Annotated in this window: 2 protein-coding genes; both read right to left on the reverse strand. The window is 68.7% G+C overall.

The window, feature by feature from the left end; all coding sequences use genetic code 11:
• Nucleotides 1-108 precede the first annotated feature (108 nt).
• Entirely contained in the window at nt 109-825 is a 717-nt protein-coding gene (locus OEY_RS0114300; RefSeq protein WP_010594541.1) for a TetR/AcrR family transcriptional regulator, read from the reverse strand.
• 81 nt (nt 826-906) lie between these two features.
• On the reverse strand, nt 907-1,108 hold a 202-nt coding region (locus tag OEY_RS28485), incomplete at its 5' end, for a thiolase C-terminal domain-containing protein (protein WP_010594542.1).

Here is a 1,108-nt window from a genome sequence, read left to right on the forward strand (position 1 = left end):
ATTCCGTTCCCGGCTCCGGTGACAACGGCAACCTTGTCTTCGACGTGCACGGGGCTTTCCTCTCGTCGCGGGATGGTCCCCCCTGTTTAGTTGAATCAGACTTCAAGTTCAAGTGGTTGCGGCGGCTCGCTCCGGAATCCGCAGGGCGTTCGCCCACAGCCGCGTCAGAGTGGACACCAGCACATCGAAATCCACGCCGTCGCCGTCGCCCAGTGCGAGCGTCGAGTAGGCGAGGCGGCTGACCATGCCCGACAGGGCACGCGAGGCGAGCATCGGATCGATCTCCGGATCGGCGATGCCCCGCTTCTGCAGGTCCGCGATGCTGCGCGCATTACGGCGGATGAAGGTCTCACCGCGCCGGCGCCGCAGCTCGCGGAACCGCGGATCGATGCTGGCGACCTGCTCGAGCAGCACCATGAGACGGGCGTTACGACGGTACGCCTCGAGGTACGCCCGGTTGCTGGCCTCGAGCACCGCGTACGGATCGTCGGTCCCGGCGACCCGGCCCATCCCCGGGTGCAACATGTCCTCCTGGGCCTCCTGGAGGACGGCTGCGAACGCCTCCTCCTTGTTGTTGAAGTAGGTGTAGAAGGATCCCGTCGAGCACTTGGCCTCACGCGTGATGTCGGTGAGCTTGCTGTCGAGGAACCCGGACCGTTCGAAGACGACCCGCGCCGCTGCGATCAGCTCGGCACGGCGGCGCGCCCCGCGCTGGGTGACCGGCGGGTCGTGCAGCAGGTCCGCCGGCGCCATGGACGGTGCCGGGCCGTCCCAGTCGGCGTCGCGGCCCGCGTCGCCGCGGCCTGAGTGTGAGACGGAATTCATGTCCTACTTATACCGTCCCGCTCGATTCCCGGCCGTGATGTCCCGCCGGATCCCTCCGGGTCCGGGCCGGCGTCACCGCCCTCAGCCCCGCGTCAGCACCAGTCCCGACGTCGGCACCCCGGTGCCTGCGGTGACCAGCACGTTCTCCACGTCGGGAACCTGATTGACGGAGGTGCCGCGAACCTGACGCACCCCCTCGGCGATGCCGTTCATCCCGTGGATGTACGCCTCACCGAGCTGGCCGCCGTGGGTGTTGAGCGGCAGGCGCCCCCCCGCCCCGCTC

Source organism: Rhodococcus sp. P14 (genome assembly GCF_000256505.1).
In the GTDB taxonomy this organism is placed as follows: Bacteria; Actinomycetota; Actinomycetes; order Mycobacteriales; family Mycobacteriaceae; genus Rhodococcus; species Rhodococcus ruber.